The 22,051-nt window shown below is 45.7% G+C and carries 22 protein-coding genes; 11 read left to right on the top strand and 11 right to left on the bottom strand.

Annotated features, from left to right (window positions below):
- Positions 1–48 precede the first annotated feature (48 nt).
- Entirely contained in the window at positions 49–1,779 is a 1,731-nt protein-coding gene (gene ggt / locus AC5YBZ_RS08310; RefSeq protein WP_494519216.1) for a gamma-glutamyltransferase, read from the bottom strand.
- Between the two features lie 181 nt (positions 1,780–1,960).
- On the opposite strand from ggt, the gene AC5YBZ_RS08315 reads away from it, so the two are divergent.
- The gene (locus AC5YBZ_RS08315) at positions 1,961–3,172 is read left to right on the top strand and encodes a GNAT family N-acetyltransferase (protein ID WP_494519215.1); all 1,212 of its coding nucleotides are present in this window, start codon (positions 1,961–1,963) and stop codon (positions 3,170–3,172) included.
- A gap of 25 nt (positions 3,173–3,197) precedes the next feature.
- Here AC5YBZ_RS08315 and AC5YBZ_RS08320 read toward each other — a convergent pair whose 3' ends face one another.
- From AC5YBZ_RS08320 to AC5YBZ_RS08330, 3 genes are all read right to left on the bottom strand, one after another.
- Positions 3,198–3,812, bottom strand: a complete 615-nt coding sequence (locus AC5YBZ_RS08320) for a LysE family translocator (protein ID WP_110458000.1) — start codon at positions 3,810–3,812, stop codon at positions 3,198–3,200.
- A 120-nt stretch (positions 3,813–3,932) separates the two neighbouring features.
- Positions 3,933–4,973 (bottom strand): 4-hydroxyphenylpyruvate dioxygenase, encoded by a 1,041-nt coding sequence (gene hppD / locus AC5YBZ_RS08325; protein ID WP_494519214.1) that lies wholly within the window; start codon positions 4,971–4,973, stop codon positions 3,933–3,935.
- A 96-nt stretch (positions 4,974–5,069) separates the two neighbouring features.
- Positions 5,070–6,236 (bottom strand): homogentisate 1,2-dioxygenase, encoded by a 1,167-nt coding sequence (locus AC5YBZ_RS08330; protein WP_494519213.1) that lies wholly within the window; start codon positions 6,234–6,236, stop codon positions 5,070–5,072.
- Between the two features lie 176 nt (positions 6,237–6,412).
- On the opposite strand from AC5YBZ_RS08330, the gene AC5YBZ_RS08335 reads away from it, so the two are divergent.
- Complete coding sequence (locus AC5YBZ_RS08335; protein ID WP_494524740.1) at positions 6,413–7,312, top strand: LysR family transcriptional regulator; 900 nt, start codon at positions 6,413–6,415, stop codon at positions 7,310–7,312.
- A gap of 276 nt (positions 7,313–7,588) precedes the next feature.
- Complete coding sequence (locus tag AC5YBZ_RS08340; RefSeq protein ID WP_494519211.1) at positions 7,589–7,945, top strand: DUF6508 domain-containing protein; 357 nt, start codon at positions 7,589–7,591, stop codon at positions 7,943–7,945.
- A gap of 130 nt (positions 7,946–8,075) precedes the next feature.
- Here AC5YBZ_RS08340 and AC5YBZ_RS08345 read toward each other — a convergent pair whose 3' ends face one another.
- Complete coding sequence (locus tag AC5YBZ_RS08345) at positions 8,076–8,306, bottom strand: PGPGW domain-containing protein (RefSeq protein WP_494519210.1); 231 nt, start codon at positions 8,304–8,306, stop codon at positions 8,076–8,078.
- A 37-nt stretch (positions 8,307–8,343) separates the two neighbouring features.
- Entirely contained in the window at positions 8,344–8,754 is a 411-nt protein-coding gene (locus AC5YBZ_RS08350; RefSeq protein ID WP_494519209.1) for a YccF domain-containing protein, read from the bottom strand.
- Between the two features lie 438 nt (positions 8,755–9,192).
- Here AC5YBZ_RS08350 and AC5YBZ_RS08355 point away from each other — a divergent pair, with 438 nt between their 5' ends.
- Positions 9,193–10,113, top strand: a complete 921-nt coding sequence (locus AC5YBZ_RS08355) for a pyridoxal-phosphate dependent enzyme (protein WP_494524741.1) — start codon at positions 9,193–9,195, stop codon at positions 10,111–10,113.
- A 147-nt stretch (positions 10,114–10,260) separates the two neighbouring features.
- On the opposite strand, the gene AC5YBZ_RS08360 is transcribed toward AC5YBZ_RS08355, so the two are convergent.
- On the bottom strand, positions 10,261–10,434 hold the full coding sequence (locus tag AC5YBZ_RS08360; protein ID WP_494519207.1) for a hypothetical protein: 174 nt from the start codon (positions 10,432–10,434) through the stop codon (positions 10,261–10,263).
- 740 nt (positions 10,435–11,174) lie between these two features.
- Between AC5YBZ_RS08360 and AC5YBZ_RS08365 the strand changes: the two genes are divergently transcribed.
- On the top strand, positions 11,175–12,119 hold the full coding sequence (locus AC5YBZ_RS08365; protein ID WP_494543668.1) for a chemotaxis protein CheV: 945 nt from the start codon (positions 11,175–11,177) through the stop codon (positions 12,117–12,119).
- Here AC5YBZ_RS08365 and AC5YBZ_RS08370 read toward each other — a convergent pair.
- Together AC5YBZ_RS08370 and AC5YBZ_RS08375 are read right to left on the bottom strand one after the other, a co-directional pair.
- Positions 12,116–12,763 (bottom strand): hypothetical protein, encoded by a 648-nt coding sequence (locus AC5YBZ_RS08370; RefSeq protein ID WP_494543669.1) that lies wholly within the window; start codon positions 12,761–12,763, stop codon positions 12,116–12,118. The genes AC5YBZ_RS08365 and AC5YBZ_RS08370 overlap by 4 nt on opposite strands.
- A gap of 50 nt (positions 12,764–12,813) precedes the next feature.
- Positions 12,814–13,173 (bottom strand): DUF2750 domain-containing protein, encoded by a 360-nt coding sequence (locus AC5YBZ_RS08375; protein ID WP_119976890.1) that lies wholly within the window; start codon positions 13,171–13,173, stop codon positions 12,814–12,816.
- A gap of 284 nt (positions 13,174–13,457) precedes the next feature.
- On the opposite strand from AC5YBZ_RS08375, the gene AC5YBZ_RS08380 reads away from it, so the two are divergent.
- The 3 genes from AC5YBZ_RS08380 to AC5YBZ_RS08390 all read left to right on the top strand — a co-directional run bounded on the left by AC5YBZ_RS08380 (position 13,458) and on the right by AC5YBZ_RS08390 (position 15,628).
- Positions 13,458–14,636, top strand: coding sequence for a lytic murein transglycosylase (locus tag AC5YBZ_RS08380; protein ID WP_494543712.1), 1,179 nt, complete (start codon positions 13,458–13,460; stop codon positions 14,634–14,636).
- 152 nt (positions 14,637–14,788) lie between these two features.
- Positions 14,789–15,271 carry an FKBP-type peptidyl-prolyl cis-trans isomerase gene (locus tag AC5YBZ_RS08385; protein ID WP_494543670.1) on the top strand — a complete coding sequence of 161 codons (483 nt, stop codon included), beginning with the start codon at positions 14,789–14,791 and terminating at the stop codon, positions 15,269–15,271.
- A gap of 132 nt (positions 15,272–15,403) precedes the next feature.
- Positions 15,404–15,628, top strand: coding sequence for a DUF3389 family protein (locus AC5YBZ_RS08390; RefSeq protein WP_494543671.1), 225 nt, complete (start codon positions 15,404–15,406; stop codon positions 15,626–15,628).
- 85 nt (positions 15,629–15,713) lie between these two features.
- On the opposite strand, the gene AC5YBZ_RS08395 is transcribed toward AC5YBZ_RS08390, so the two are convergent.
- Entirely contained in the window at positions 15,714–16,706 is a 993-nt protein-coding gene (locus tag AC5YBZ_RS08395) for a glutathione S-transferase family protein (protein ID WP_494543672.1), read from the bottom strand.
- A gap of 375 nt (positions 16,707–17,081) precedes the next feature.
- Between AC5YBZ_RS08395 and AC5YBZ_RS08400 the strand changes: the two genes are divergently transcribed.
- The 3 genes from AC5YBZ_RS08400 (at position 17,082) to AC5YBZ_RS08410 (ending at position 20,874) form a co-directional block, all read left to right on the top strand.
- On the top strand, positions 17,082–17,753 hold the full coding sequence (locus AC5YBZ_RS08400; RefSeq protein WP_494543673.1) for an alpha/beta hydrolase: 672 nt from the start codon (positions 17,082–17,084) through the stop codon (positions 17,751–17,753).
- 587 nt (positions 17,754–18,340) lie between these two features.
- Positions 18,341–20,056 (top strand): bifunctional UDP-sugar hydrolase/5'-nucleotidase UshA, encoded by a 1,716-nt coding sequence (gene ushA / locus AC5YBZ_RS08405; protein ID WP_475516976.1) that lies wholly within the window; start codon positions 18,341–18,343, stop codon positions 20,054–20,056.
- A 374-nt stretch (positions 20,057–20,430) separates the two neighbouring features.
- A complete protein-coding gene (locus AC5YBZ_RS08410; protein ID WP_475516755.1) occupies positions 20,431–20,874 on the top strand; it encodes an Hsp20 family protein in 444 nt (147 codons plus the stop codon).
- A gap of 142 nt (positions 20,875–21,016) precedes the next feature.
- Here the strand turns inward: AC5YBZ_RS08410 and AC5YBZ_RS08415 are convergent, their stop codons facing one another.
- Entirely contained in the window at positions 21,017–22,027 is a 1,011-nt protein-coding gene (locus tag AC5YBZ_RS08415; protein ID WP_475516756.1) for a D-alanine--D-alanine ligase, read from the bottom strand.
- Positions 22,028–22,051: the final 24 nt, after the last annotated feature.

The following is a 22,051-nucleotide window of genomic DNA, read 5'->3' on the forward strand; positions in this document are numbered from 1 at the left end:
AAAAAAGCGCCTTGACGGCGCATTTTGACTCACTCGAAAGTGGCTATGTTAATAACCCGCCGTTTCACTACCCGCACGTCTTGGATCTGATGCGCCATAGATCCCTTCAGGAGTAACCATAATCGATTGGGTCGAGCCAATAGCATTGCCTATCGTCACTTTGTGGCCTTTGGCCTCTAGCAGCTTAATAGTGTCGTGATTGAGGCTTTTCTCAACCCTCAGCTCATCGGGCAGCCATTGATGATGGACTCGGCTGGCATAGCTGGCTTCGGCAATGTTGAGCTTATGGTCAATCACATTCATGATCACCTGTAAGGTGGTATTGATGATCCGCGAGCCCCCCGGGCTGCCAGTGACAATAAATGGTTTACCATCTTGCATCACTATGGTCGGGCTCATTGAGCTTAACGGGCGTTTGTGCCCCTCGACCGCATTAGCATCACCGCCAATTAACCCATATCCGTTAGGCACGCCGGGTTTTGCCGAAAAATCATCCATCTCATTATTAAGTAAAATCCCCGTGCCTTGAGCCACTAAACCAGAGCCGTAACTAAAATTAAGGGTGTAGGTGTTCGCGACTGCGTTCCCCCATTTATCGACCACAGAATAGTGGGTCGTTTGTGGGCTTTCATAGCCCGAGACTTTACCTGGGTTGATAAGATGACTTGGGGTCAATGTTTCTAAGGTGATGGTTTTAGAACGCTGCTTGGCATAGGACTTACTGATAAGCTCGGCCACCGGCACAGAGACAAAGTCGGGATCGCCTAAGTATTTGCTGCGATCGCTATAGGCGCGCTTCATCACCTCAGACATCACATGCAGGGTATCGGCGGTGTTATGGCCCATTTTATCAATGGGGAAGGGTTCGAGCATGTTGAGCATCTCTATGATATGCACGCCGCCCGATGATGGCGGTGGCATAGAGACCACCCGATAACCGCGATATTCGCCACTGACGGGTTCGCGCTCAACCACATGATAGTCGGCCAGATCGGCCTGAGTCATGATACCGCCAGCGTCGGTTACTGCGGCCACGATTTTTTCAGCCGTACTGCCTTGATAGAAGCCTTTACTGCCTTGCTCGGCGATCAGTGTTAGCGAGTGAGCCAGATCCTGTTGTATTAAGGTGTCGCCAATCTCAAAGTTACTGCCATCGGGTCGATAAAAAATTGCTTTCGAACTAGGCCATTGGCTAATGCGACGTTTAAGGCCTGCAAGGGAGGTGGCTAAATCTGGGGTAACGACAATGCCTTGCTTGGCTAAAGTGATGGCGGGGGCGATGACTTGTGCTAGGGTCATGGTGCCATAGTGCGTTAAGGCTAACTCCATGCCCATTACGGTGCCGGGCACGCCTACGGCGAGGCCATGTTCACGGCTGAGCTTGGCGACGGCGTCGCCTTGCGCGTTCAAAAAAATATCCTTATCGGCTTTTGCTGGCGCGACCTCGCGATAATCGATGGCAATAGTTTTATTGTCTTTGGCGATATGAACCAGCATAAAGCCTCCGCCGCCGAGGTTACCCGCGCGCGGTAGGGTAACCGCTAGGGCAAAGCCAACGGCAACGGCAGCATCGACGGCATTACCTCCTTGCTGCAAAATATCCACCCCAATTCGGGTGGCGAGCGCTTCTTGGCTGGCGACCATGCCATGCTTTGCCCATACCGGTTGGACGGTAGCGCTATTACTGTATATTGATGATTCAGCCGCGTGGCTATACTGGCCTAAGGTGAAAGGCAGTGAAAGCGATAGGGCGATAATGAGGGTGTTAAGTGGGCGCACAATTGATCCTTTGTGTCTACATTTGTCCCTCAATGTGCCGACTATTGCTGTTAAAATCAAGCCGCTGGCATTATTAATAGCAAGTCATTGCTGTCAAAAAGACGCTTATCAAGTGGCCATTAGTAAGTGATGCTTACCACAGCGCGTTGCTGCACTTAAACCATCATCATAAAGGAGTCTTGTGCCCTTGTTTACCTTCACGTGCGTCAGTCAGATAAGTCAAATAGGCCAGCGGCAGTGGGCGCAGTTAATGGGCAGTGATAACCCCTTTAGCCGCTATGAATTTTTACACGCATTAGAAAACAGTGGCTGCGTGAGTATCGAAACCGGATGGCAGCCAATGCATGTCATCGTCAAGCTGGCTCAGGATGAAGCGACTTTCGGTACTAATATTGATGCTGAAACTAACGTAGTCGCTGTCATGCCTATGTATCTTAAGACCCATTCCTATGGCGAATATGTGTTTGATTGGGCGTGGGCGCAGGCCTATGAGAGGCATCAACTCAACTACTATCCCAAACTCGTTAGTGCAGTCCCTTTTACGCCAGTGACCGGGCCGCGGCTGGCAATATCGACGCAGCTAAATGCCGCGCAGATACAGGCGTTGTTAACCCAGCTCAGTCGTTACCTTGAACAGCAGGTTGCACGTGTTGCAGGCTCTGGCTGGCATCAACTGTTTCATCCTCACGCCGAGCATCAGCGTTTGGCCAGTACCGGGTGTTTAACCCGCTTGGGCACTCAGTTTCATTGGCATAATCGTGGTTATCATGATTTTAATGAGTTTTTAGCGCAAATGAGCAGCCGCAAGCGTAAAAACATCCTCAAAGATCGACGGCAGTTACAGGATAAATCGCTGCATTTTCGGTTTGTTGAGGGGCCGCAGATCACCGGTGATGCATTGCAACATTTTGTGGCGTGTTATCAAGCGACCTATTTTAAACGCTCAGGTCATAGCGGTTATCTTAACTTAGCTTTTTTTACTCAGCTGGTGGCCACCATGGGCGCTGCGATACGCCTGTTATTGGTGAGCCAGCAAGGGGAAGGCGGTGAGTCTATGATTGCGGCGGCGCTCTATTTTGTCTCTGACAACACCCTCTATGGGCGTTATTGGGGCACCTTAGTTGAGCTCGATGGGTTGCACTTTGAGGCCTGTTACTATCAGGGGATCGAGTATGCTATTACCCATGGGCTTAAGGTGTTTGATGCGGGGGCTCAAGGCGAACATAAGGTGTTACGGGGTTTTGAACCGGTAGAAACCTATTCGGCCCATGAGATAGCCCATGGGCAATTTCGCGCCGCCATCGCCGACTTTACCCAGCAAGAACGGGCACAGGTGCAGCATTACATGACACAGCTTAAACAGGCTCTGCCTTACAAAAAAGGGCAAGAGTGAAGCGGTTTACGTTAGAGGCTGGCGTCTAACCTAGCGCCAGCCAGCAACCCACACCCACCATTAAGCTTCCGGCGATGCGGTTGAGCCACTTAATATTGTCACCCCGGCTTAAAAACAGTTTGAGGGATTTACCGCCGCTGGCATAAGCCAACATGCTAACAAATTCGGTCAACATGATGACGGATAACAGCATCATCATTTGCGGCGCAATGGCGTTATCGACATTGATAAAAGGCGGCAGTAAGGAGATCATAAAGGCCCAGCCCTTAGGGTTAGCGATGGCGGTGACAAAGCCTTGAGTAATAAGGGCGCGATTACTGATCGAGGTCGAGGTTTCTAAACGGGCGAGTTTGCCTTTGGCGCGCCACATCTGCACCCCGATAAAGGCGAGGTAGAGGCCACCGACCCATTTTAAGATCTCAAATATCTGGGGGTAATTGAGCATCATGCTGGCCACACCCATGACGGCGGCAATGGCCACGAGTGCCACGCCCACCAATTCACCTATCATCATCCACAGAGTGCGGCGTACGCCAATGCTCATGCCTAAGGTCATGGCTAAGGTCATGCACATACCTGGGGTTATCGAGACAAAGAAAAAGGTCGGTAAAAATACCGCAATAAGAATGTGTTCGGACATGGTGATAAGGACTAATCAGTGAATATAAACAGGCCGCTAGTGTAGTGATTTATCGCTTGGGTGCCAATAAAAAACCAGCCCTTGAGCTGGTTTTTATTATCCTATGAGAGCCAGTGGGCTTTAGAGCACACCGCGGCGCACTTGGTCGCGCTCAATGGATTCAAATAACGCCTTAAAGTTACCTTCACCGAAACCTAAGTTATTTTTGCGTTGAATGATCTCGATAAAAATGGGCCCAAATAGGTTTTTGGTGAAAATCTGTAATAGATAACCCTCTTCATCGCCATCGACCAGAATTTGGTGATGCTTAATACGTTCTCTGTCTTCGGTGACTTGTGGCAGCTTGTCAAAGATGGTGTCGTAGTACTCGGGGATGATGTCTAGTGTTTCAATGGAGCTGCCTTCCATCGCATCGAGCGAGGCCACTATGTCGCGGCTGCGAAAAGCCAGATGTTGTACTCCCGGGCCATCATATTCTTTTAAGTATTCATCAATTTGGTTTCTATCATCGCCTTTACCCTCATTGATTGGGATACAGAAACTGCCATCGGGTGAGCGCAGTGCATAGGAGATCAACGCCGTTTGCGAGCCTTTAATATCGAAATAACGCACCTCGGTAAAGCCAAATACCTCTTTATAGAAATTAGACCAATGCTCCATGGTGCCTTTGTAGACATTATTGGTCAGGTGGTCGACTTCGATAAAACCTTTCTCTTGGGTGATAACGGGCTCATCTAAGTCAATAAAGTCATTGGCATAAATGTTGTTTGGTTCACCAAAGGTGTCGATAAAATAGATTAGGCTGTCACCAATACCGTAAATTGCAGGATAGGGTAGATCTTTCGCAGCTTCTGTAGCGGGCTTTGCACCGCGCGCCACGGCGCCGTCAAAGGCAAATTGAGCGTCTTCCACACGCCAGCCCATTGAGCTAATAGCTGGGCCATGTTTTTTGGCAAAGGCGCATGAGAACCCTTTTTTGTCATTATTTAACAGGAAATTGATGTCATTTTGTTTGTAGTAAAAAATCTCTTTCTGCTGATGTTTTTTTAACTTAGAGAAACCAAAATCGATAAATACCTGATGCATAAACTCACTGTCAGGCGTGCAAAATTCTGTAAATTCGATACCTAATAGTCCTAGGGGATTTTGTTCGCTTGCCATGTCAATGTCCTCGTTCAATATGTTATCTCGCCGCGGTGTATTGCTCCATCGGCCTGAGTTGTGTTGGGTGTTGGCAGCTTGACTGCCGATGTGTGGTTATTGTTTTTCTTCTATCCACGAGCGGTTGTAATCTGGGCTCATACAGGTTTGTACGTGCTGGGTGAGTTGTAGTGGGGCGAACGTATCGACCATAACGGCATATTCATAGGTTTCAGTTTTGCCAATGGAGGCTTCGGTGCGTCCCGGTTGGGGACCATGTGGTACCCCTTTTTGATGCAACGTCAGGTAACCGGCCTCAATGCCAGTTCGGCTCATGAAGTCGCCGTCGACATAATAGAGCACCTCGTCACTGTCAATATTGTTGTGGTAATAAGGTGCCGGGATCGACTGGGGATGAAAATCATAAGGGCGCGGCACAAAATTACAGATGACAAAATTATGGCCACTAAAGACTAAATGCTCAGAGGGCGGCAGGTGAATTTGCCCCACTTTTGGCGCGTAATCTTGGATGTTAAACGCCCATGGGTAAACACAGCCATCCCAGCCGACTAAGTCAAATGGGTGCCATTGCAGCTCAGTTATCTGGTAGCGCTCGCCAAATTTAGACACCAAGGGAAATGTTCCTTGCTCTACTGTGGCATCTTGCAAGGTTGGCACCCGAATATCGCGCTCGCAATAGGGCGCCGATTCGGTCAGTTGACCATATTCGTTACGAAAATGTTTGGGGACTTCCACCATGGAAAAGGACTCAATCACCAACAGGCGGACATTATCCAAATCGGTAAATTTAAGTTGGTAGGTGGTGCCTCGCGGGATCACCAGATAATCCCATTTATTGACACTAATGGTGCCATATTCGCTGTAAAGCGTGCCTTGCCCTTCATGAATAAACACCACCTCGTCGGCATAGGCATTTCGATAAAACTCGTCGGTATCTTGGGTGACTTTGGCGGTATAGATCGCCACATCATGATTGAAAAAAATCTTATTACGGGCGGAAAAAAAGTGGCCTTGGCAATCCACTTGCTTCGAGTCAAGTTTGTAGTTTTGGATCAGTGGGTCTTGCCAGGTATCGCCGTGGTTTAAGTCATATGGCGCCACCGTTAATGCTTTAGTGGGCATATTATGGTGATATTTATTAGAGTAAATATTGGCAAAGCCGTGGGTAGAAAACAGCTCTTCACGATAAAGCTCACCATTGTCTTTTTTAAAGGTGATGTGACGCTTGTGTGGGATCTGCCCCTGCTTGACATAAAACGGCATAATGTTCTTCCTCAGTGCTTTACCTGCACACAGATCTTGTTGTTATTGTGGTGAACGCGTTTTTTGTGATCGAGTTATCAATTTAGTTGCTCGCATTAACAAAAAAAAGAATAATAAATAGCTTAACTCAATCCAATATTTAGATGGTTGTATTTGCTTTACGCTTTGGAAGGCTGATGAAAATTGATATTGAAGCATTTAAGGTACTCGAAGTACTGGTCGAAGAGGGCAGCTTTGCCAAGGCGGCAGAACGTTTACATAAGGCGCAATCGGCAGTGAGCTATCAGGTAAAAAAACTAGAGCAACACTTAGGTGTAAAGCTTTTTTGTCGCGATAAGTATCGAGCCGAATTAACCGCAGAAGGCAAGGTTATGTTGGCCGAGGGCCAAAGGTTGCTGCAGTATTTGGGCAATATTGAGCATTTAGCCAGCCGATTTAGTCAAGGCTGGGAGCCGACATTGGAATTGGTGGTCGATGGCTCATTACCCATGGAGCCGATAATGCGCGCGCTTAAGCAAGTGGCTGAGCAGAATATTCCCACTAAGATCCAGCTTAATGTTGAATTTTTGGGTGGGGTGCAACACAGGTTTGAGCGTGACGCTGCCGATCTTATGCTGGTGAAGGACTATCGCTCAGGCCCTAACTATTGCCCTCAACCTTTGCCGGTCATTAACAGTTTGCTGGTGGTCTCCCGCGAGCATCCACTTGCCGCGATGCAACAAGTGGCCTTATTTGAGTTATTGCAGTATGTCGAGCTCACCATTCAAGATTCATCCCCCAGTGTGCACCACAGTGACCAATTACAGTTTGGTGGCGATAAGGTGTTTTATTTATCAGGTTTTATTATGAAGAAAAATGCGCTGCAGATGGGTTTAGGTTTTGGGTGGATGCCTGAATTTTTGATTCAAACCGAGTTGGCCTCGGGAGCATTAGTGGAAGTGGACTTTGTCGGCGCCAGCCGTTACAGCTTTACTCCGCAACTTGTCTCCACCATGGAGCGGCCTTTAGGTCGGGCTGGTAGTCTATTTACCGATTTGATTTTACAGGAGTTTGCATTGTATCAAGACTCGCTCTAATAGCTTATATCAGCAGCGACTGCTTTAATCAATTTGCCAGTGAAACTTGAGCGTCCATTAATATGACTATCACCTCTTGAGCGGCGCTAGCCTCTCGAATTATGATCTATCAGCCAGACTAATTATTAGCCGTTAAGCCATGGTACAGCTGCGTTGAATTAGCCTAGTCCCCCATTCGTTGGTATAGGTGACGTGCTTATCTCTTTTTTCGTTAGTTCAGTGCTACGCGCCACATTGTTGGTCACGTGTTCTGACATTTCGCTTTAGGAGGTCGGTATGAGTGATATTATGTCAGTACAAATCGCTGCATTATATGCAGAGTATGCTAAGCATTTTACCCAAGGAGAACACCTTGTGTGTAGCAGTAAACTGCATGACTTTACTGAGCAGTTGCAAGAGTGTGGTCTGTTACTGGAGCGATTAGACTGGAGTGATTGGTATCAAAATAGCCATCTTATCGATAGACCCGAATATATTGGTGATGCTAGTTTGCAAGAGTGTCAGTTATTGTTGACCGCTATGACGCGTCTTGAGCGCTTTAGCACAGGCTTGCTCGACAATATGCATCACCAAGGGGTGTTATTAGCTATTTTAGAGCGACTTACTCAGGTGGCAGATGGTCAACAACGCTAGTTAAATTAATTTAAACTCATTAGTTTATAGACTTCTGCTCAATTGCTTGTCGGGGCAATGACGTTTAGCAATCTGACTGTACTGATAATGAATAACGCGCAGCAACTAATTACTGCGCGTTATCACTGTGTTAACCCTTTCTATTGGCCCAGCGTTTATCTAACCAAAGTGCCGATTGTTTCATCTGGCGTTGACTCAGTTTGAGCCAACGCCTTGCCCATGGGTATTCAATACTCAATACTGCTAATCCTATAGGCAGTAGTAGCCATGCAGGGCCTGGCAGTATTATTAGCACAGCACCAAGCAATACTAAGATACCTCCTATCATGGTGATAGCTATTTTATGTAATTGGTTATCCATTAATTATTACTCCGCAAATAGTGATCAACATGTTGGTTTAAGTGGCTTTAGCTTTGATGGTTTGACCTATCGGCGTTAGGCTGAGTATGGCCAGTTTTAAATGCTGGATCCCAAATGGAATGCCAATAATACTGACAAATAAAGCCAGTGCGTGGGCCAGGTGGCCTATTGCTAACCAGAAACCAAATAATATAAACCAGATGACATTGCCTATCATACCCAGTGAACCGGTACCCAGATCCTCAACGCCTGTCAGCGATTTACGGTTGTGGCTCTCTTGACCAAAGGGCCAAAAAGCCATTTCGCCAATCACAAAGCAGGCGCGTCCAAAGGGAATGCCAATAATGCTGATAAAACAGAGTAGGCCTGCTAACCACCAGGCTAACCCCATCACCAATCCCCCTAAGATGAACCATGCAATATTGAGTAGTAAACGAATGACGGTCATTGAGCGCTCCTATTATTATTTTCACTTATGCTATCGATTTAATGCCGAGCTAAAGTGTTCAAAACATCGGTTTTTGAATATCTGTTGTTAATTAAAATGTACCTTGATGAATAGCAACTTCTGATGGTGACGATCGCCAGTACGGGCTAAGCGCCTCACTCACTCACTCTCTGTCAGTAAGTGTTAATCATCTATAAACGCAATCAAGCGATAATCGTGCCAATACTTAAGCTGCTGTTTATTATTAACTTTTAGTTTTTATTACAATCATAGATGGTTTTTTTTACTACTGTTTAGCCCATCAGGCTAACTAATAGTGGGGGGACAAATCATGTTATCTAGAGTGCCGGGCGATTGAGTCCCTAAGGTACTTGAGATTGAAGTTAGTCAAGGTGTATCAGTCAGTGTAAAATGGATTTCTTTGTCTTTGAACTGCTTATGATACAACTGACTCAGACTCCTGTGCATACCCTTGATGTTGATGGGCATGATGTTTATGTCAAACGTGATGATTTGCTCCACCCGGCATTTTCTGGTAATAAGGCACGAAAATTTGCCTATTTTCTCCAGCAGGATTTCCCCGACATCTCCACTTTAGTTGGATATGGCTCCCCTCAGGCGAACTCACTTTATTCGATGTCAGCGCTGGCTAAGCTTAAGGGGTGGCAATTAGAGTTTTATGTGGATCATATAGCCAGCTATCTGCTTACGCATCCACTGGGTAATTACCGTGCAGCGCTGCAAAATGGCGCCAATATTATCGATTTAAGTCAGTGTCATGATAGGGCTGATCTCGATTGCGCCAGTTATATCGAGCAATGCGTATTACCGGGTCGTGATGATCTGTTGTTTATTCCAGAAGGTGGGCGCTGTCAGTATGCCGAGTCTGGAGTGCGGCAATTAGCACGTGAAATAATAGCGTGGAAACAGGCCCAGCAGTTAAGTGAACTCGTGGTTTTCTTACCGTCAGGGACGGGGACCACAGCCTTATTTTTACATAAGAGCTTTAGCGAACTCGATAATAGCATTCAAGTTAAAACGTGCTCAGTTGTTGGCGGTGATGATTACCTTAAGCTGCAATGGCGAATGCTTGTCGATGATGAGTCAATGTTTCCTCAAATTTTAAGTCCGAATAAGCGTTACCATTTTGGTAAGCTCTATCCCGAGTTTTTTCAAGTATGGCAAAAGCTTAAGCAAGCAGGGATGGAATTTGAGTTACTCTACGATCCACTGGGTTGGCTAGTATTACTGCACTATCTTGAAAATAATCCAAAGCAAAAGGTGCTCTATCTACATCAAGGTGGGTTGCTAGGGAATGAGTCTATGTTGCCGAGATATAGGCGAAAATATGGGGGTTAGCATCACTTGGCTAGGTCAGTATCTGTGAAAGTGATACAACCTAGGCCAAATGAAGTGTGCTGAGTCGTTGACGAATGATGTCAATCCTACTTGTTGCGTTAGCAACCTTCGATACGATGAGAGGAGGTGTATCGAATAGCGTGAGGTTTATTTATTGCTTGAAAGTAACCATTTCATAAACTGTAACGCTTCGGTACGTTTAGAAAAGGTTTGTCTATTTTTACCAGCTCTATCAGTAAATGCGATAGAGGTTTTATTTGATGATATAGAGGCCACTGGAAAATTAACCGTGATCTCTTGACCGTTCATATTGTACGACATTGGCCATACTCCTTTAATGATGACTGCTTGTTTAGCAGTTGAAATTTAATAATAAAAATATCCTTAGCTTTAGCGAAAGATGAATTCTAAGTTACTGAGACTATCCATTTCTTTATTACTAATCAAGTCCTTGCTGCGGGCTATCTATTTTATTCTTGTTAGACAGATCACAATATTGACTTAATTAACGCATACAGTTAACCATCATTTGATGACAAGAGTATGACGTAAGAGATGCTGCTGATTTTGTTGGATGCGAAGACGGATGGGTCGAGCTACACAAGCAAATGGGGCAGGAAGTTCAATTGAGCGAGTATATCGACAAGTTAACTTTTGTCAACATATTACAATCATTATTAGCGTTTTATTTATTCATTAGGCTTATCTTCTTCGAGAATATGCCTGTTATACACCGCTATTGGTATCTGGTCTTGTGCTTTTACTAGAGTGGGCTTGATTTACCTATTGTTTTATAATGATTTATTTTATTAGTGAATGATTTCTATGTGACTGTCTGCGTTTAATGTTGCAAGTGTTACTGGAGTAACAGGGTAGTAACATTGTGGCGGCGAAAACAGTCAGCTTAATTTGTTTTAGAAGGTTAAGTGGTGAAGATGCGATCAAAAATATAGATAACATGTGAGCTTCAATGGCTTAAGGTGATTCTAAATCCGGCTATACGGGTTATAATCAACACCAAATTAAGATACACACATTTAAAAGCAGTAACGGGAAGATGTATGGCTAAGGTGTTAGATTCAGTTGATCAAAGAACAAAATTGGTGGGTGAAAATCGATTAGAGCTCTTATTGTTCCGTATTAATGCCACCCAGTTGTTCGCCATTAATGTCTTCAAAGTTAAAGAGGTGGTGAAACTACCGGCCTTGAGCCATCTACCCGGTAGCCACGACAGTATTAAAGGTGTGGCCAATATCCGCGGGGTGTCCATTCCAGTGATCGATTTACGTCGAGCGATTGGCTTTCAGCCGATGGCAGAGAACCTTGAGGCAAACTTAATCATTACTGAATATAACCGCAGCGTGCAAGGTTTTATGGTGGGTAAGGTTGAGCATATCATTAATATGACTTGGGGCGACATTATGCCGCCACCTAAAACCGCGGGCAGCAACAGTTATTTAACCGCTATTACTAAAATTGAGGTCGATGGTGGAACACAATTAGTGTCGATTATCGATGTAGAAAAGGTGCTGGCTGAGATCATCCATTACGATATCACCCTATCGGATGGCGTGTTAGATGAGTCATTGGTTGAGAATATGGTCGGGCGTAAGATTTTAATTGCCGATGACTCCTCAACGGCTAGGCGGCAAATTAAAGAGACCTTAATGCCCTTGGGTATCGAGGTGATAGAGGTATCCGACGGTTTGCAAGCGCTGAAGTTGTTGCAAACCTGGTGTGATGAAGGTATTAACGTTTACGATGAGATTTTGATGTTGATAACCGATGCAGAAATGCCTGAAATGGACGGTTACCGGCTCACCCATGAGATACGTAATGACAAACGCATGCAGGAATTATTCATCACCCTCAATACGTCACTCAGTGGTAGTTTTAATCATGCTATGGTCGAAAAGGTGGGCTGTAATCAATTTATTTCAAAGTTCCAGCCGGATTTATTGGTCGGTGTGGTGCAAGACCGTCTCAGGCAGTTAGTCGAGGCTTAAACTTGAGTTTCTTGGCTGGCGATGTCAGCCAAGATTTGCCGTTTGACGGCTTTAGTACTAACGATATTAAGGCGGCAGACTCTTACCGCGTAGGCAAAACGATCTCGCCCTACGAGCGTTATAATATCATGTAAAAAGTGGCGGTCTAACCCCAGCATCTGGCTGTAGTGCTCTACAGCATTAGCAATACTGCGATACTGAACCCCATCAAATTCAAACGCCAGTTGATAATCTTGATTGTCAATCAGCACTCCATTGATGCTCAGTGGCCAAGGCGCAACACTTACACGGGTTTTAGCCACTTGATACATAAACCAAGCACTCTTTTTAAACCCCTCAAACACCTTACACGAAAACTCTGACTCGGCGAGTTCTTGCTCTGTCCAGTTTTCACCAATGGCTAAATGTTTAGCATAAATGCGCATTAATTCATCTTTAACTGCCATATGGCAATCCCAAATAGAGGTTAATGGCGAGCGTTTGGCAATGCTGAGGCACTCTTTACAGCAGGGGACGGCTAATGAGGGATGGGGAGTGTAAGACTGTGCTTCATAATGCAGCACGCAATCGCAAGGTTCACTGCAAAACCAACAGGTGTGACGTTGCTCAAATGGAATATCGATTAACGGGATATCAGCAGACAAGGGAAGTTTCCTCGGCTGCTGACATCACTACAATAAGACTTGCCAAGGAATTATTCTTGCTCGATATCGACTAAGTTTTTAGCTAGGCCGATAGGATCTAACTCTAAGCACTCTTGCTCAGCTATCCAGTCAACGCCCACTAATACACCATCATCATGCAGGTCTTTAACCCAGTATTCTAAAAACTCTTCTAGGCTAATGGCTGCGGGTTGATAATCTTGCCATTCGTCGGTGCAATGCACTTTTGCCTGCGCTTCACTTGACCACAGCGGCATTACATCCGTTTCTTCATATTCTGAAGAGTCACATACCACCCAGCCTTCGCCAGTTTCGTCTTGAAGACCCCAAACGGCTTGGTGTTCTTTTACGTTGTCGATAAAACTTGCTAATACGGGATTGCTATCAGTCATGTTGCTCTCTTAGAAGTCGATTAAAAACGGCCCTATTATACGCCAAGTGAGTGCTCGACCAAGTGATTGTTTTATGAAAAAGTGCACTATTTAAACGCTCACTCTTAAAAGCGGCAATTCCAACAATAATTAATCATAAAATACTTAGTATTAATAGTTTCTATCGCTATGATGTCAGTACGCTATCATCTTTTTTAGGCTGTCAGTTATTGGGTAGCGTGTATATTCAGCCCTAGTATTGTGGAGTCCCTATTTTGACTAAAATGTTCACCCTTGCCTCATTCATGTTTGCCTCGAGTCTCAGTGCTTTTTCAGCCTTGGCTGTTGACCCCATTAATGCGGAACAAGATTTCAATATTTGCGTCGATAATCTTAAGCAGCAAGCCATAGCCGCTGGCATTTCGACCAAAACCATTGATGAAACCTTGGGTCAGGTTAAGTATGTGACACGCGTTATTGAGCTGGATAAAAAGCAGCCTGAGTTTAGTCAAACATTTGAAAATTATTTTACTAAGCGCGTGACCGATTGGCGTGTACAAGAAGGGCGCCGTTTATTAAAGCAACACGGTCCATTACTGAGTCAATTACAACAGACCTACGGCATTCCTCCTCAGTATTTGATGGCTTTTTGGGGGCTAGAAACTAATTTTGGCTCTTATAAAGGTAAGATGCCAGTGATTGATTCGCTTACCACGTTAGCCTGCGATCAACGTCGCAGCCGTTATTTTAGTGGCGAATTACTTCAGGCATTGAAGCTCAAGGAAGCCTATCAGTTTGATACCAGTGACATGGTTGGCTCGTGGGCAGGTGCCATGGGACACACTCAGTTTATGCCGTCGGCTTATGCACAATATGCGGTCGATGGTGATGGTGATGGTAAAGCCGACTTATGGAACAGTACTGCCGATGCGCTTAGCTCTGCGGCCAACTTTTTAAAACAATTAGGCTGGGCACGTAATGAGCGTTGGGGCCGTGAAGTCTTGGTCCCTAACTCCTATGATTATCGTTATTTGGGCGGCAAAGCCACCTTACCACTTACCCAGTGGGCAACACTTGGGCTAACTAAAGCTAATGGCCAGCCGCTGTCGACCCCAGATATGCAAGCGGCCTTATATTTACCGGCAGGTCATACTGGCCCTGCATTTTTAGGCTATGACAATTTTAATGTGATTATGCGTTGGAACCGCTCTGAATTTTATGCCATCGCGGTAGGGCACTTAGCCGACCGTATTAATGGCGCGCCGCCATTACGTGTAGCGCCACCGCAACAAGCTAATATCAGTCGTGACAAACTCAAAGCGTTACAGACTAAGCTCAATGAAAAAGGGTTTGATGTCGGCACCCCAGATGGCGTACTTGGCAGTAATTCGCGAGCCGGTTTACAGGCCTATCAGCGCAGCGTGGGATTAATCGCCGATGGTTTTCCAAGTGATGAAACCTTCAAGCTGCTGGGTTTGGAATAATCATCGAGCGCTTCATGATGCGTCCATGGCGGTGGGCATTATTGCATTAGCCTAATTAAATCGTGCCTAGGCAGTGATAGCGCTAGAGCAATGAAACAAGTTTTGTTAAGCTCTGGCGAATTTTATTTTTGAACAGAGAAAAAGGATCCTTGATGAGCATTAAAGATGATATGGTGGTGCAGTTTAACTACACGTTACGTGACGAAGCGGGCGAAGTGCTTGAGACCAACGAAGGGTTAGATCCCATCGCTTATCTTCATGGTCATGACAATATGATGCCCGGTGTCGAAAATGCCATTACCGGTCGCGAAGTGGGTGACAGTTTCTCCGTGACATTGCCACCAGAGTTGACTTACGGTATTCGTAATGAAGATGCTGAGCAGCGGGTTTCAGTTAAGCACCTTCAGGGCGCTAAAGTGTGGAAACCCGGCATGCGCGCCATTATCAACACTGACCAAGGTCAGCGCCAAGTGACTGTGGTTAAAGTGGGTAAGTTTATGGCTACCGTGGATGTTAATCATCCTTTAGCCGGTCGCGAGTTAACATTTGATTTAACGATTGTCGATGCGCGCGAAGCCAGTGCCGAAGAGATTGCTCATGGTCACGCCCATGGGGTTGGCGGCCATCACCACTAAATCTTTAATGCCTTAGCCTCACAGATTAATCAGTGAGGCTAAGGTGAAAATTAAGTGCCATATCGCTAAAAACCCAGACAAGCGTTTGGGTTTTTTTATGTTCATACTCAACGCTAGAAGACGGGTCTAATAATGGTGATTAATTTCGCTCAAGGTAAGATTGTGGTGTCGATGCAGGAGATCCAAATATTGCTTTCGGCAACGGGCGTGTCGTTATATGCCATGGCAGAAGACATTAAGCTGGTTCGCAGCGCGCTCACCTTAGTGGCCGATGCGGGCGCAGTACGTTGGAGCATTAAACTCGACTCTATCGAACAGTTCGATGACGTGGTAAGCGAGCTTGGCATTGACGGCTAAGCTCGCTGGCAACTTAAGCTACTAGATCAATATTTAACCATGGTGGCTCTCACTAAGCATATTCTCATGGCGCATTGAAACGACCTTAATCACGACCATGGGGACTGAGTAGATCCAGCCTTGGCCCTACAGGCACAATTCGAGTGGGATTAATTTGCCCATGGCTGAAATAGTAGTGCTGCTTAATGTGTTCAAAATTAACCGTTTCTGCAATCCCGGGGTATTGATACAGTGCTTTCATATAAGCGTGAATGGCAGGCATATCGGCCAGCCTGTTACGGTTGGTCTTAAAGTGGCCCACGTACACAGCATCGAAACGGATAAGCGTGGTAAACAGGCGCCAATCGGCTTCGGTGATGGTATCACCGGTGAGATATCGTTGGGTCGTCAGGCGTTGCTCTAAAGTATCGAGCGCACTAAACAGGGTATCAAATGCCTGCGCATAGGCGTGTTGAGTGGTTGCAAACCCGACTTGATAGACGCCATTATTGATGGTTTGGTATATCCAATCATTTAGCGTATCGATTTCAGTTCGAAGTTTACTGGGGTAAAAGTCGGTGGTATTGCCCGTAATATCGTCAAACGTATCGTTAAACATGCGGATGATCTCCGACGACTCGTTACTGACAATGGTGTTGTGGTGCTTATCCCACAAAACAGGGACGGTAACTCGGCCACTATGATCCGCTTTTGCTTGTTGATACAGTTGATACAGATAATCATGGCCATTAAGGCTATCTGGCTCAGCCCCGTCAATATGTATGGCATCACTACTCTGGTTTGGCCCACTAAACTCCCAGCCATTAGCCAACATATGCGGCTCCACTACGGTCACATCGATATGTGATTGCAGTGACTTTAATGACCGAAAAATTAAGGTGCGGTGTGCCCACGGGCAGGCCAGCGAAACATAGAGATGGTAACGGCCCGATTGAGGTTCAAATGTGGGGTGAGGGTTGTCAGGGGTTGGCTTTGTTATCCAATGACGAAAGGCGGCATCTTCTCTTACAAATTGCCCCTCGGTTTTTTCTGTGTCGTACCATTGATCGACCCACTTACCACCTTGTAGTAATCCCATTAGTTTGCCTCGTTATTAGCTGGTCTATTGAGTGTATAAGCCCACCAACGAAATAAAAAGGCCAGAAAACGGCCTTAAAATATCGAATTTTTCGAATAGTTGGGAGTGTTCAGCCTTCCTGTTATGATTGCGCACCAGCGGATTGGCTTAATTTTTGTTGGCCATTCCCCTTAAGTGTGCTTAATAAGTGTGCTCAATGGCGAGGTGAGAGCCATTGACGAGTAGGGCTATCGTTTCGGTGGCGCTTCAGATAACAACCTAAACCGTGACACTTATTTTTTCGACTGCGCGTGTGTGAATTGAGCAACATTGGCATCATCACTGCGGTCATCATTACCGTAAACAATCCACAATCTCTTGTTAAAGGATATAAAAATGTCGAATCAGCCATTAGAGCAGATCACCATAGAACCCAAATTTCCCGCTAAAGCCTGTGTGATCTGGTTACATGGATTGGGAGATTCAGGGGCAGGTTTTGCCCCTGTAGTCCCCATGTTGGGTATGCCAGATGCGTTAGCTGTGCGGTTTATTTTCCCCCATGCGCCGAGTATGGCCGTGACCATTAACCAAGGTTATGTAATGCCCGCCTGGTATGATATCAAAGGGATGGACATGGATAATCGCGCCGATATGTCTGGCGTGCTGCATTCAGAAAGAGCAATCGCCGCTTTAATCGATCAACAGGTAGCGGCTGGGATCCCAGCAGATAACATTGTCTTAGCAGGCTTCAGTCAAGGTGGTGTGATGAGCCTATTTACCGGATTACGTTATCCTCAAAAATTAGCCGGGATCATGGCGCTTTCTTGTTATCTGCCAACAGGCAATGCGTTGCCAGCGCAGCTAAGTGAAGCTAATTTAACGACGCCTATTTTACAGCAGCACGGTGAGCAAGATGAGGTGGTGCCATTATCTTTAGGACTGGCGGCATTTGAGCTCATTCGCGCCGCAGGTTATCCAACCCAGTGGCAAACTTATCCTATGGGGCATAGCGTGCTGCCAAATCAGTTACAAGATATTGGCCGCTGGTTGACTGACTGTTTGAGCTAAGCACAAATTAGCTGCCGTTGATAAGCCATGATGCGACGTTAGCGGCTCAATATATGTTAGGCGTTAAGCCGTACCCTCCAACCAACCGTTAACGCTATATCGCGCTTATCTAGTCTCCTAAGTTAAGCGCGCCGCAAATCATTTTTGTGGCGTGCTGTTAAGCATCCACACACAGGCATCGCTCCTATTGACGCTTTAACCAGCAACAATGACCTTGAGTTAACCAATAAAAAGCATAAAAGTTTCATTTTCGTAGCAATCACCGGAGGGTTGTTACTGCTTTGTTGTTTTGCAAAGAGGATGCTGGGTAATGCCAGCTTGGCTTGTGTAAGTGATTTAAATGTAGCGATTTTATTTCAAAGTGAAGCGCTAATGTTTGTGTTTGTTTTTTAGTTTTAAATGCCCTTGTTTTTGTCAACGAACAATGGCATTGATAAAATTGTTTTAAAATAATGAGTTAGCTCAAGCTTGTTCATAAAAATGCCACAATTTAGGTGTAATGTTTGTTATTATATTGGCTGGCGATAACTCCGATTCGCCGGCACAAGAATAATGGTTATTAAAAACTAAAATTAGGGGTTGATGTAATAATGAATAAGCTTATTAAAGGATTAGTTGCGACAGCAGTGCTCGCTGCACTTGCTGGTTGTAATAGCGATGATGATCAAGTTAAAACAGCATGTGAACTTGCAGGTGATGCTTGTAAAACATTTACTGTGATCCACACCAACGATAACCACGGTCGTTTTTGGCAAAACAGCAAAGGCGAATATGGTATGGCCGCTCGTATGACGGTCATCGAACAGATTAAAGACGAAGTTGAAAGCCGTGGTGGCCAAGCCATCGTTTTGTCTGGTGGTGATATCAATACCGGTGTTCCAGAGTCTGATATGCAACAGGCTATTCCCGATTTTGTCGGCATGAACCTATTGGAATACGATGCAATGGCTGTGGGTAACCATGAGTTTGATAACTCATTAGATGTGCTCGATATGCAGCAAACGCTGGCGAGATTCCCCATGTTAGCGGCTAACATTTACCATAAAAATAGCGGTGAGCGCTATTTTGAACCCTACCGTGTGTTTGAGCTTGATGGTGTTAAAGTGGCCATTGTCGGTTTCACAACCGTTGATACACCTAAAATTGTTAACCCCGAAAATGTTGAGCCACTAAGCTTTACCGATCCACAGGTCGAGCTTAAAAAAGTATTAGCTGAAATTGAACAAAATGAAACTGTGGATATGGTATTTGCACTAACCCACATGGGCCATTACGCCAACGGTAATCATGGTACTGAGGCCCCAGGTGATGTGTTGTTAGCCCGCTCAGTGGAGGCTGGCCAATTACAAGCCATTATTGGTGGTCATTCGCAAAATCCAGTGTGTATGGAAGGTAGCGAATATGCCGACTTCAAACCTGGTGATGAGTGTAAACCTGATGTGCAAAATGGCACCTATATCATGCAAGCCCATGAGTGGGGCAAATATGTGGGCCGCGCCGATTTTGAATACCTAGACGGTGAGCTAACGCTGGCAAGTTATAAGTTGATCCCAATTAACTTAAAGACTGAAGATGACGCTGGTGAATTGGTTTACGTGACTGAAGAGATTGAGCAAGACCAAGATGTGTATGCCATGCTCAAGCCTTACCAAGAGCGCGGTCAAGAGTTGCTTGATGTGGTGATCTCGTACACCGATGGGGTATTTCAAGGTGAGCGAAATGTAGTACGCGCTCAGCAAACTAACCTAGGTCAATTACTGACAACCGCATATTCTGAATTTGTGACCAATAACTTTAATGTGACGGCCGATTTTGGCGTAATGAACTCTGGCGGTATTCGCGCATCGATTGCACAAGGTGATATTTCTTATCGTGATGTACTGACCGTGCAGCCATTTGGTAACTTTGTGTCATACGTCACCATGACCGGCGCTGAAGTGCAAGATTACCTGGCCGCTGTTGCTGTTAAAACCGGTGGTGGTTACCCACAATTCAACAAAGTCGCAATGCAGGTTAATTGTGATGCAGGGACTGTCGATATTGCTCAATTAGGTGGCCGCGCCTTTGACCTAGAGCAAAATTACACCTTTGCACTGATCCATTTTAGTGCAGCGGGTGGTGATGATTATCCTATCGTTAACCAACACCCAAATTATATTGACACTCAGTTGACCGATGCCGCGGTATTCCGTGATTACTTCGTTAAAAACCCAAGCCTATCGATAGCCGATTATGCGCCGGTAGATGGTGAGCTCACGTTCACTAAAGCGGGTAAAGTCGTTGCAAGTTGTGCAGCAGAGTAATGATATGCTTTAACTAACACCTTGCTATGCCAAAGGCGTTAGGGTTATTACCGTTACACTTTACAGCGTAAAAGCAGCCGCAAGGCTGCTTTTTTATTGGCGGTTAATAGACAAGTTAGACGCGATAAAATTTTTTGCATTGATCACTTGAAAACAATTTGGCCTATCCCTATATAGTCTGTAGGAAGCGCTCAATGAGGCTTTCGGGTCGATTGAAATACAGTGCCTTTGGGGCTGTGCAATCGATCATTAACAGGGCTGTCACCCTCAGTGAATTAACGTGATCGAAGTGGCAGTCAAACGGTGCGACTCAAGCCCACTATATGGGCGGTCGGCCAAATTTTCACTATATTGCTTAATACAAGGATATAAAAATGCGTAATTATGATCTATCTCCCCTTTATCGCAGTGCCATTGGTTATGACCGTTTAGCTCAGCTTGCAGAGCATGCTGCAGCGAACAAAGGTAACTCAGGTTATCCACCTTATAATATCGAGTTACTCAGCGAAAACCGTTACCGTATTACTATGGCTGTAGCCGGCTTTTCGATGCCAGAATTAGAGATCACCAGCGAAGGTGATAAATTGATTGTGAAAGGCACAAAGGCGGAACAAACCAACGAACAACGCAAGTACTTATATCAAGGTATTGCTGAGCGTGGTTTTGAGCGTACGTTCCAGTTAGCCGATTATGTCACCGTGATTGGTGCCGATTTAGAAAACGGCTTACTCAATATTGATCTCAAGCGTGAGATCCCTGAGATGCTCAAACCGCGTAAAATTGAGATCAACCACTCAGGCTTGCTCAATAAAGAGTAATATCGCTTTAGCGAATGCGGCTTAGCCAGCATAGCTAACGCCAACAAAAAAGGGAGCCTAGGCTCCCTTTTTTGTTCTCAATTGGTGCTAATGACATAGAACACCTTACAACCTACACCTTAGGACAAGCTCATTAAACGGCTTATTTTGCCGCCGATAACCCCGCCATAATGGTTTCGTGTAAAAACGCACTAAAATCGTCGCCATGGTTGGCTAGCATCTTCGGAAACATAGAGATTGGAGTTAAGCCCGGAAAGGTATTGATCTCATTGAGTAAGATCTCACCTTGCTCGGTTAAGAAAAAGTCGATACGTGACAAATGACGCAGTTTCATGCCATCAAATACTTTGATGGCATACTGCTGTATTTGCTGGGCGATAGCCGGCGAAACATCGGCAACCACTTGCGTAGTCGCCTTACTGTTAGCTGCATATTTTTCATCGAAAGTATAAAAAGTGTCGCCAGCACAGATCACTTCACCAGGCAGGGTCGCCACTGTCTGCCCTTTATATTGATAGACAGCCACCTCTAATTCCCGTGCCTTGATGGTTTTTTCAACGACCACATAGGGGGAATATTTAAAGGCATCGGTCAGCGTAGTTTGGATAAGCGCTGCATCATCCACCCGGTAGCAGCCAACAGATGAGCCTTGTGAGGCGGCTTTAATGAAAATTGAGCCCCAGTCCGCCAAGGCTTGCTGCGTTTGTTTAATGGCATCGGCATCGAGTTGATTTAAAAACAGGTAGGGGGTATTGGGGATCCCCAGTGCGCTAAACCACATTTTTGCGGTGACCTTGTTAAAACAGTTACTCGAACCTTCTGAGTTACAGCCAAAATAGGGCAGTTTTATGAGTTCAAAATAGGATTGAATATCACCCGTTTCACCCGGATAGCCATGTATACAAGGAATGACGTAATCCACAGGCCAAGGCGCTATGCTGTCATCTTCGAAACGGATCTCTTTACGATTAGTGAGCTCACAGCGGTGGCCGTCTTTGGTGGTGTACTGACCATGGCCGTCCAGTTCGACACGCAGCACATTCACCTGGTCTAATTTTGCCAGCGAAGTTTCAAAATAGTTAGCTGACAACAGTGAGATAGCGTGTTCATCACCGCCACCACCGCATAACAATAAAAGATTGGTTGGACTCATCGGGTCTCCGTGTACAACTGAATG

It is taken from the genome of Shewanella sp. 553, from assembly GCF_059338375.1.

Excerpts from the sequence above, each read along its gene's own strand:
- AC5YBZ_RS08320 (WP_110458000.1), bottom strand. The coding sequence starts at position 3,812 with ATGTCCGAACACATTCTTATTGCGGTATTTTTACCGACCTTTTTCTTT.
- hppD (WP_494519214.1), bottom strand. The coding sequence starts at position 4,973 with ATGGCAAGCGAACAAAATCCCCTAGGACTATTAGGTATCGAATTTACA.
- AC5YBZ_RS08330 (WP_494519213.1), bottom strand. The coding sequence starts at position 6,236 with ATGCCGTTTTATGTCAAGCAGGGGCAGATCCCACACAAGCGTCACATC.
- AC5YBZ_RS08335 (WP_494524740.1), top strand. The coding sequence starts at position 6,413 with ATGAAAATTGATATTGAAGCATTTAAGGTACTCGAAGTACTGGTCGAA.
- AC5YBZ_RS08340 (WP_494519211.1), top strand. The coding sequence starts at position 7,589 with ATGAGTGATATTATGTCAGTACAAATCGCTGCATTATATGCAGAGTAT.
- AC5YBZ_RS08345 (WP_494519210.1), bottom strand. The coding sequence starts at position 8,306 with ATGGATAACCAATTACATAAAATAGCTATCACCATGATAGGAGGTATC.
- AC5YBZ_RS08350 (WP_494519209.1), bottom strand. The coding sequence starts at position 8,754 with ATGACCGTCATTCGTTTACTACTCAATATTGCATGGTTCATCTTAGGG.
- AC5YBZ_RS08355 (WP_494524741.1), top strand. The coding sequence starts at position 9,193 with ATGATACAACTGACTCAGACTCCTGTGCATACCCTTGATGTTGATGGG.
- AC5YBZ_RS08360 (WP_494519207.1), bottom strand. The coding sequence starts at position 10,434 with ATGTCGTACAATATGAACGGTCAAGAGATCACGGTTAATTTTCCAGTG.
- AC5YBZ_RS08365 (WP_494543668.1), top strand. The coding sequence starts at position 11,175 with ATGGCTAAGGTGTTAGATTCAGTTGATCAAAGAACAAAATTGGTGGGT.
- AC5YBZ_RS08375 (WP_119976890.1), bottom strand. The coding sequence starts at position 13,173 with ATGACTGATAGCAATCCCGTATTAGCAAGTTTTATCGACAACGTAAAA.
- AC5YBZ_RS08380 (WP_494543712.1), top strand. The coding sequence starts at position 13,458 with ATGTTTGCCTCGAGTCTCAGTGCTTTTTCAGCCTTGGCTGTTGACCCC.
- AC5YBZ_RS08385 (WP_494543670.1), top strand. The coding sequence starts at position 14,789 with ATGAGCATTAAAGATGATATGGTGGTGCAGTTTAACTACACGTTACGT.
- AC5YBZ_RS08390 (WP_494543671.1), top strand. The coding sequence starts at position 15,404 with ATGGTGATTAATTTCGCTCAAGGTAAGATTGTGGTGTCGATGCAGGAG.
- AC5YBZ_RS08395 (WP_494543672.1), bottom strand. The coding sequence starts at position 16,706 with ATGGGATTACTACAAGGTGGTAAGTGGGTCGATCAATGGTACGACACA.
- AC5YBZ_RS08400 (WP_494543673.1), top strand. The coding sequence starts at position 17,082 with ATGTCGAATCAGCCATTAGAGCAGATCACCATAGAACCCAAATTTCCC.
- AC5YBZ_RS08410 (WP_475516755.1), top strand. The coding sequence starts at position 20,431 with ATGCGTAATTATGATCTATCTCCCCTTTATCGCAGTGCCATTGGTTAT.
- AC5YBZ_RS08415 (WP_475516756.1), bottom strand. The coding sequence starts at position 22,027 with ATGAGTCCAACCAATCTTTTATTGTTATGCGGTGGTGGCGGTGATGAA.